Source organism: Neolewinella persica DSM 23188, assembly GCF_000373105.1.
GTDB classification, from domain to species: domain Bacteria; phylum Bacteroidota; class Bacteroidia; order Chitinophagales; family Saprospiraceae; genus Neolewinella; species Neolewinella persica.
In genome coordinates this window covers 240,101-249,091 of sequence record NZ_KB890425.1, presented here as the reverse complement: position 1 = coordinate 249,091, position 8,991 = coordinate 240,101, and the positions used below count along the sequence as shown (strand labels likewise).

At 53.2% G+C, this 8,991-nt stretch carries 6 protein-coding genes; 3 read left to right on the top strand and 3 right to left on the bottom strand.

The genetic code is table 11. The features are described from left to right. Positions 1 to 4,159: 4,159 nt before the first annotated feature. Together B036_RS31905 and B036_RS0110015 are read left to right on the top strand one after the other, a co-directional pair. Positions 4,160 to 5,023: a hypothetical protein gene (locus B036_RS31905; RefSeq protein WP_020568574.1), complete on the top strand. Its 864-nt coding sequence runs from the start codon at positions 4,160 to 4,162 to the stop codon at positions 5,021 to 5,023. A 74-nt stretch (positions 5,024 to 5,097) separates the two neighbouring features. Beyond that, the gene (locus B036_RS0110015; RefSeq protein ID WP_020568573.1) at positions 5,098 to 5,334 is read left to right on the top strand and encodes a hypothetical protein; all 237 of its coding nucleotides are present in this window, start codon (positions 5,098 to 5,100) and stop codon (positions 5,332 to 5,334) included. Here B036_RS0110015 and B036_RS0110010 read toward each other — a convergent pair. Further along, positions 5,331 to 6,281, bottom strand: coding sequence for a hypothetical protein (locus tag B036_RS0110010; protein WP_157472102.1), 951 nt, complete (start codon positions 6,279 to 6,281; stop codon positions 5,331 to 5,333). The two genes, B036_RS0110015 and B036_RS0110010, sit on opposite strands and share 4 nt — an antisense overlap. A gap of 21 nt (positions 6,282 to 6,302) precedes the next feature. Between B036_RS0110010 and B036_RS34095 the strand changes: the two genes are divergently transcribed. After that, a complete protein-coding gene (locus B036_RS34095) occupies positions 6,303 to 6,533 on the top strand; it encodes a hypothetical protein (RefSeq protein ID WP_157472101.1) in 231 nt (76 codons plus the stop codon). 27 nt (positions 6,534 to 6,560) lie between these two features. Here the strand turns inward: B036_RS34095 and B036_RS0110005 are convergent, their stop codons facing one another. Then, positions 6,561 to 7,958: an MBL fold metallo-hydrolase RNA specificity domain-containing protein gene (locus B036_RS0110005; RefSeq protein WP_020568571.1), complete on the bottom strand. Its 1,398-nt coding sequence runs from the start codon at positions 7,956 to 7,958 to the stop codon at positions 6,561 to 6,563. A 125-nt stretch (positions 7,959 to 8,083) separates the two neighbouring features. Continuing rightward, a complete protein-coding gene (locus B036_RS0110000) occupies positions 8,084 to 8,545 on the bottom strand; it encodes a hypothetical protein (RefSeq protein WP_020568570.1) in 462 nt (153 codons plus the stop codon). Positions 8,546 to 8,991 lie beyond the last annotated feature (446 nt).

Below are 8,991 nucleotides of genomic sequence, written 5' to 3'. Positions count from 1 at the left end.
AAGATCTCGCCGAAGTAGTCCAGGTCCGTACCTGCGCAGATGGTCGTATCCAGGGTACCCAACGCTGCGGGAAAAAAGCTCAGGTTGACCGTAACGGTAGAGTCACAGCCGTTCACCGAGGGCGTGGGAACAACAACGTCGTCTGTCATCCTACCGGCGTTGAAGATCTCGCCGAAGTAGTCCAGGTCCGTGCCTGCGCAGATGGTCGTATCCAGGGTNCCCAATGCTGCGGGGAAGAAGCTCAGGTTGACCGTAACCGTAGAGTCACAACCGTTCACCGAGGGCGTGGGAACAACAACGTTGCCCGTCGTCCGGCCGGCGTTGAAGATCTCGCCGAAGTAGTCCAGGTCCGTGCCTGCGCAGATGGTCGTATCCAGGGTGCCCAACGCTGCGGGGAAAAAGCTCAGGTTGACCGTAACCGTCGAGTCGCAACCGTTGACCGACGGCGTCGAGATCACCACATCGCCAGTCGTCCGGCCGGCGTTGAAGATCTCCCCTTCATAGACTACGTCTCCGCCAAAACAGGTCATTGTATCCAGTACTCCCGTTGCCGGAGGGAAAACAAAAACATCAAAGCGATCATCCAGTGACCGCGAGCAATCGTTATTATCGTCGATGCCCGTCAGCTGAAAAGTTGTGTTGCTAAAATCCGGAACCCCAATAAAGTCTGCCGGACAAAGCTGCTGACTTCCTATTCCTTCGGAGAAAATAATAAACGTATACTGGCGAATTAGTCCACCTCTTTCCAGGTCAAATTCTACTTCCATGGGGGTCGTTCCGCTTGCATCATACTGCAGTTCGATACATCCGTCGTCACAAACACCACTGGCTCCCAGAAAGGTAAAAACGGGAAAATTTGTAAATGCCGTAATCGTCACTTCATCCAGGGCTTCGCAGCCCAGGGCGTCGGTAACCGTAACGGAGTAGTCGCCGGGCATCAGGTTCGTAATGGTGGCGGTTGTGCTGTCGTTACTCCACAAATAAGTGACCATTCCATTGGGGTTGACCACCTGAGCCGTAGCGCTACCGAGGGCATTGTCACAGTCTGGTTGAGTTGGGACAGCCGTTACGGTAATGTCGCAACCGCCCTGGCTGACGATAGCTGTGCATTGATCCGTACAGCCAGCGGCGTTCGTCACCGTCAGGTTGTAAGTCCCAGGTCCAAGGTTCATGAAAACGGAGTCAGCGCCAGCCGTGATATCGTGGTCCCCGAGGTCCCCACTGAGCCGTACAACTTCCCCGGCACCTGCGCCCCCGCCCGAAAAACTAACCGTAACCATCCCATCCGTCGAGCCGGCAGAGGATTCTCCGACCGCACTACAATTCAGCATCAATATTTCCGGCTGAGTAATGGTTATGGTATCCCGGGCAGTACAACCATTTTCATCAGTAGCCAATACGTGATAGGTTCCCGCTACCAACCCAGTAACTATGGAATTATCCGGAAGCGAATCAACAGACCATTCGTAGGAGATAAGACCTGTGGCCCCTGATGTTCCGGCTAAAATGGTTCCCGTACTATCACCATTACAAGCAATGGCGGCTGGTAAGTTAAGCATGACCACCATTGGTGCCGGGTCCGCAATTACGATGGTTTGTGGTGCCACCGGGCAACCGGTCTGATCAGACAACGTGACGGTATAACTCCCCGCAGCCAGGTTGCGTACCGTATCCATCCCATCAAAGGCATCATCGTCCCAGTCGATGATCAAACCCGGAGCTGCTCCGGAAATGTCGAGGTTGATTACCCCATCGCTACCTCCGGCACAGGAAGGGTTCTCCGTAGTGTTCGAAAACGCGAGGTCGCAGGTGGGTCCGACAATTGAGTTAAAACAACTCCCAACGCAGCCTTCCGAGTTGAATACTTCCACCAGATAGGTCCCTTGTGGTAAATCGTTAATTGTTTCTGAGCTGTTAGCAGTAGTGAACGTGGAATCTTTAGGACCGGTGACCATCACCGTCCAGTCGGGGTTGCCATCAAAGGCAACGGTCAAACTACCCGTTCCTCCGGCCGTAATGGGATTGTCGACTCCGCAGTTAACCGTTAGGGTACAGTTTGGCTCGGTCACCTCTGCTGAGCAGGTAGTTGTGCAGCCGTTACCATCCGTAATGGTCAGATTATAGGTACCCGCCTGGAGGTTCCTTAGCGTATCCTGGTTTGCGGTTAGCTGGCCGGTCAACGGCGGGAGCGGTGCCCCGCCGGGGTCGGTTGCAGTATAACTCAGGGTGTAGGGCGGAGTGCCTCCCATAAGTTGGTAGCCGATCAGGCCATCATCCCTGGAGGCCAGCGTTTCGCCCACCGCGCCACAAGTCATGGTCAGAGCTGCAGGAGTGGTGAAGGTATAACTGTCCATAACGGAACAGTCTCTGCTGTCGAAGACTTCGAAGGAGTAGGTTCCCGGACCGAGGTTATTTTGAATCAGATCACCGCTACCGGTGATGCCGGGGCCGGTCCAGACGATGACCGGGCTGAAGTTTCCGGTGAAGGAGATCTCGATCAGGCCGTCATTTACGCCGCCACAATTAGGTGCTTGCAAATCCTCCAGGGTAAACGTGAGATCGGAGCAGTCAACCGGTGGGACAGTGAGGTCCCGGAAGGCCTCACACGGGACCGGGATTGACGGCGGCCGGACTGATTCGTACAGGAAGAAGTCGTAGTCTCCGGGAATGAAGTTTATAGCTGGCAGGGTAATACCGCCTGAGCCAATGGGCCCGATGGCCGTCATATTGGTAGGACCGACATAGTCCAGGAAGAAATCCGGGAACCCACCCTGAATGGTGATCACTACGTTGCCATCTCCATCCAGCATTACGGTGAAGGCGATGTCGCAAGGTGGCTCTTCGATGGTGACCGTACACATCTCGGTACAACCTGAGATATCGTCCGTGACAATAAAGGTGTAGGTGCCGGTACTGAGGTTGCTGACGAGGTTTGGCCCGTCAAAAGCATTCGAAAGGCTACCCGTACTCGGGCCAGACCAGGAGATCGAGTAATCGCCTGAGCCGGTTAAAATAGTTATGTCTGCAGACCCATCGGAACCACCAACGGTAGTTGGCGGGTTACCGGTTACCGGGCAATCAATGGTTACTGGGGCAATATTACTCACCGTTCTGGTCAAGGTAGAGGTACAGCCATAGAAATCCTCGACCACCACTGTATAGGACCCTGGCATTAAGCCGGAGATGTCGGTCGTGTTGGCGGTAAAGCCTCCGGGGCCAGTCCAGGAGTAGGATAAGTCAAAACCATCAATATCCGTACAATAGAACCGGTTTAAGTCGAAATTGGACAGACTAATAGCCCCGACTGTAGTACACCCGACATCCGTTACCGTTGCCGTAAAAGCAGGAGAATTGTCGGGGAGGCAGGAGGGTTGGAAAAGGAAAGTACATTCGGTGAAGCAGCCGATGATGGGATCGTTTGCGTTATTGGTGCCACCTACCCGATCAGGCCGCAAATCGCCATTTACATCCATCACGTCCCAGACCTGTACGGTCCATGTTCCTGCGGGGAGGCAAGTACTTGTGCCGATACCAATGGCAAGAGTTCCTGAGTAGTTGCCATCAGCTCCCGCTTGGTAAACGCTTTCATTGCTTTCTAAATCACGTACAATTTGGAAAGTATCAGGTCCGTTATAAATCCTGGTGTAGTAAAAATTGTTACTTCCCGTTGCCGTCCAGGACATGGGTGCTCCACCTACTGGGCCATTTGGGTTTGCTGGCTCTCCTGCACAACTTAAAATAGTGATGGAGCTACCTCCGGTGCCACTACAAGGCATCTTAGCTTCCGAGGATTGGAAGGCTTGTCCGGAAATCCGCTGTAACGCTAGTTCAGGCGCAGCAGATTGAGCAAAAAAGGAGGATAGGCAAGACAGGAGCAGGACGCAAGTTAGGAACGGTTTCATCGGGAGAAGTAGGGAAGACAAAAGAGTGGAGTGGTTGCCAAAGATAAAGGATTGAAATCGGTGTGTAAAAATTTAACAACCGTCCTTTCTCTTCCCCGCCAATTAAACACTCGTTTATCGCATTAATTTTCGCCGGTTTCCTAAGGCCTCCCGCAAAATGGAAAGCTGGGGTTTTGCGGACTTTTCAGGCGCGGCCGCAGGTGCAAAAAAATGGCTTTGAAGAGCTGTGTTTTCTGATGCCTCCGTAGCTTCGCCAAATGTTGAAATTGCCAATTTACCTGATTGTTATCGGATGCCTCACGGCTTGTTCCATCGCCGCTCCGCCCAAAACCATCCGCCTGCCTCCTATCCTTACGGAAGCCTCGGGCCTCAGCATTGAGGAAGGGGATTTCACCTGGCACAACGACAGTGGCGACGGGCCAAAGGTGTACACCACCGATCAGCGCGGTATCATCATCGGCCAGGAAACTCTCGCCGCCGGCGCGGTAGACAACGAAGACATCACCCGTGATGCCGCCGGTAACCTTTACCTGGGCGACTTCGGGAACAACACCGGTAAGCGTACCAGTATGCAGATCTATCGCTACCAGTCAGAAACCGGCACCACCGACACCATAAACTTCACTTACCCTGGCCAGGATGGCCGCGGCCGGGACTTCCCCGGAAACTACGACTGTGAAGCCTTGGTTCACCATGCCGGACAGCTCCACCTTTTCACCAAAGACCAGTTGTTCGGTAAAGGGAAGTACTATACTTACCATTATCGCTTACCGGCCACTCCCGGCACCTACGTGGCGGAACTTGTCGACAGTCTTTACTTGCCCCGCCGTGTAGTAACCGCCGCCGCCCTCGATGCCGGGCGCGGAGAACTGGTATTAACCGCCTATAACTTTAAGTTTCTGGCCGGATTCTGGCCCAGCGGCGCTGCTTCGCTGATCACCATAAAAGATTATCCCAAAGACCATTTTCTCCAGGGCAAGGTAAAACGCCGCAACCTCAGCTGGTTCATCCCCACCCAGTTCGAGGCAGTGGATTTTTACGATGAACGGTGGTTGTATGTTGGCAGTGAAGGGACGAAGATTCGTAAACATGCGGTGGGGAAGCGGAAGCGGCGGCGGTAATCCCGGCTTATTGAAACAAAGACATGTAGACATGATCTTCCACTTTATTATTCAAAGCTCTTTATCCATGCATCATGGAGCAGATTGGAAATTTAGATTTCGTTGGTCTGGAAATAACCTTCACCCTTCTAATTCCAGGGATTTTCGCAGCCGCCTTTCTGGCTGGAAAATTAGCTTTTCGAATAGAAGATGGTGAAGACGAATTAAGCGTAATTGGTATTATCTGGCTAGTGCTCACATTTATATTTAGCTACTTAGCTTTCGTAATAATATCCTTGTCTGTAACAGGAATACAATGGTTGCTTGCTTAATTCCACAACCGACTTCCAACCCGATACACCATCAACCGCTGCCCCGGAAACGCCGCCACGTAGCGCCGCAGCAAAGCTGCCTGTGCCTCCATCAGGTCTGGCGAAGCGACTTCCCGGCGAAGCAGGTCACCTTCGTACAGGTAGATGCCATCAAAATAGGTGGACTGGATGATTTCGTAGCGAAGATCGTCGTTTGACAGTGCGCGAAAGCGGGAAGTGTCTTTCAGTTCAGCAAGGTCCGGTTCGTTGATCAGGTAGCTCAGGTTATCCCGCCGGTAGACGGCGGCCCAGTCGTAGACCGCGACCGCCAGGTCGAGGTGGAGCGGATAAGGCTCCGCTCCAGACAGGTAGGTTTTCAGGATGTTGGTATCAATAATGGAGTTCTCTGTCTCCCACCGGTTGAGGTCCCCAACGTTGTAGGCCATCAGCGTGGCCCGGCCTACGGGTGGAATGCCCTGCGTCCTGGGTGCCCGGTATTGGTGTAGCCGGACAGTACAAGTCAGCTCCCGCCCCGTACCCAGGCGCTCCCGCAAGGCTGTTAAAAAGGCAAAATATTGCACCTGCGTCCGCGCCGTCCAATCACAGTCCAGCTGCAACTCTCCGAACCCCTGCGGCAGGAGCTCTTCCACCAGGCCAACCACATCGTCAGCGAGTTCTTTAAGCCGGTCCGCTGGCTGTTCCGACATCACTTCGTTAGTGATAAAAACGACTGGAACCAAGGCCGGCAAGCCAGCGGTGTCTTCCAGGCGAATCAGGGCAGTTGGTTCCGGCTGTCCTGCGTTCCAGGCTACGTCGAACGCCTTTACGTACAACCGGTCACAGTCGTATTTCGCCAGCAAGGCGCGGGCAGTAGTGTCTGGTGCCAGGGTCGTTTGCCAATGATAGAAGGTTGTTTTTAGGGGAGGATTGGGTTGGCGGTTACACGAGAAGAGGAAGGGAATTAGCAAAAAGAAGAAGAAAGAGCTCCAATGAACCATGTAGACCTGACCACGACAAGCGAAGGCTTCGCTCGTCGGCCGAGGCGGGAGGGACGACCTGACTCGTCCGCCGAGGGGAGGCTTCGCGATCCAATCTCTCGGCGGACGAGCCAGCTCCTGCGTCGCGCCTCGGCCGACGAGCGATCTTCCGATTGTCCTTCCCTTGCCCAGGAGAAAGGGGACCCAAGCGTTAGCATTTCCAAGTTGGACGAGAGCATGTAATAACCTATTCCAAGGACGCATAAACCATCAAAGCTCAATGGTCTGCTCCAACGTAGGTGCCACCCATTCCCTAAAGTCATTTTCTTTCAACACAGCGCCGAAGGCTTCCATACGTTCAATGTCGCCGTGTACCAGGAAAATCTTCTTACAGGTATCTTGCTGGCCGGCAAGAAAATCGATCATTTCGGAGCGGTCGCCGTGGGCACTAAAGCTGTCCATGATCACCACTTCGGCACGCAACTCGTGGTAATCGCCATAAAGTTTGAGCCCGGAAGCACCAGCGCGCAGCTTTCCACCGGGGGTTTCCGGGGAACAGTAACCGACGATAAAGATGGTGTTTTTAGGACTCCCCATGGTATTGCGCAGGTGGTGCTTACTACGCCCGGCGTTCATCATGCCCGAAGCAGAGATGATGATGGCCGGACCTTTGAGGTAGTTGAGGGCCTTTGACTCCTCCACACTCTGGGTGTACGTCAATTCATTAAAGCCGAAGGGATTATCGTCCGTCAGCATGTATTCCTGGAGCTCTGCATCGTAGCATTCGGGGTGGGCTCCAAACACAGTGGTGGCGTTTACGGCCAGTGGGCTGTCAACAAATACCTTGATCTTCGGCAACCGGCCGGCATTTTCTAACTGATCGAGCATATGCACGATTTCCTGGGTACGCCCCAGGCTGAAGGCCGGAATGAGCAGTTTGCCTCTTTTCTCTACGCAGGTATCCTTGATTATTTTCAGGAACCGTTCAATTTCGTTGGGCGGCAGATCGTGCTCGCGGTCCCCGTAGGTCGATTCACAAATGATGTAATCACAGGGTGGCATCGGCTGCGGATCACGCAGGATTGGGCGGTTCGGCCGACCAATATCGCCACTAAAACCAAATGTTGTAGTGGTGCCATCGGCCCGCTTGATCCGCAGGGTGACGTTGGCACTACCCAGTATATGGCCGGCGTCGCGGTACAATACCTCGACGTTGGGATGGATCCGTTCCCAATGTTCGTAAGGTAGGCCGACAAAGCGTTCCATGGCCGGTTTTACGTCGGCACGGGTGTATAAAGGCTGTTTACCTTCACCGAATTTTCCACGTTTTTTATTAAAGTATTCCGCGTCTTTTTCCTGAATAAAAGCAGAATCCAACAGCATTATCGCGCACAGGCTACGGGTGGCGTGGGTGGCATATATCTGTCCGCGGAAACCATCCTTTACCAATTTCGGTATGCGGCCAGAATGGTCGATGTGTGCATGAGAAAGGAGGAGGCAGTCTACACTTTCCGGTTTAAAAATGAAGTTCTCGTTGAAATCCTCCATCTCTTTATTCCGTCCCTGGTACAGGCCGCAGTCGAGTAATATTTTGTAGCCATCGTCGAGGGTAAGCAGGTGGGCGGAACCAGTTACTTCGCGGGCTGCGCCGCAGAATTGAATTTGCATGAAAATTTAGCTTTGGGGTAAGGTACGCATCTTGTGATTGTTGATTGGTGATTCTTAATTGTTGATTTAGCTCACCCGTTGAATCGATGAGTTCTGTTTCACCATCAACAATCAACAATCACCAATTACACCCCCTTGACCTTCCTCCTCGTCAGCAGCATTCTCCCCCGCCGGCGTTTTTCACCAAAGGTATCCTCTGTTTGCTCCTGCCAGAAACCCTTGAGTTTGGGGTCCCACAGATCTGCCTTAAAAATGATCTGATACTGGCGGTTAAATTCCGGCATGATGTCGTTGTCGGGATCACCGGCGAAGGAAGTCTCCACAAGTTGGATGGAATAGTCGTTGTAGAGATAGCCCCTCAGGTCCATCCGTAACGTTGAGCCATCCGGCAGTTGCACGTAGCTTCTGCCCTCCACTTTTTTGCCGGTGGTTTTCAGGTAAAGCTGGGTAGGCAGCTGCTTGTCGGAATGAATACCGCCCACCGTCATGAAGCCTTCCCAAGTACCATCAAGGGTGCTTTGCGCGGATAAGTGGCTGGTGGTAAAACAGAGTAATAAAGGTAGGAGCAAAAGCTTAACTGGGTGCATAGCGGGTAGGTAAGGTAAAGGAGCACTTTCAGTAAAACCTAAAACCGCTTCAGTCCGTAAAATACGTTTTTGGCCTGTTTTGGTGGCTGGCCGGGTGGGTTTTTAACGAAAAAGGAGTGAAATTGGTTGTTTGAGACGATTTAAGGGCATTTTTTGCGGTATTGGGCGCGGACGCAGGTGCAAAGGGTCCTAGTCGCGCCGCAGGCGCGGTCCCCAAAGGGGAAGGGGATAAAGGAGCAAAGGGGGGAGGGCCGTTGGACGGTTGGTGAGTTGGCGAGTTGGTGAGTTAGAGAATGGGTGAGTGGCTACCGCTGTTTCCGCTTGCGGCACTGCGCTTGCTCGCCGGGTGAGCACTCCTGATCTTAGTAATCGTTATGATATTCTAGACTGGGGCAACGCAACTAAAACGAGGGGCAGCGAACGGCAATTACGGCAGCTATTCTCTC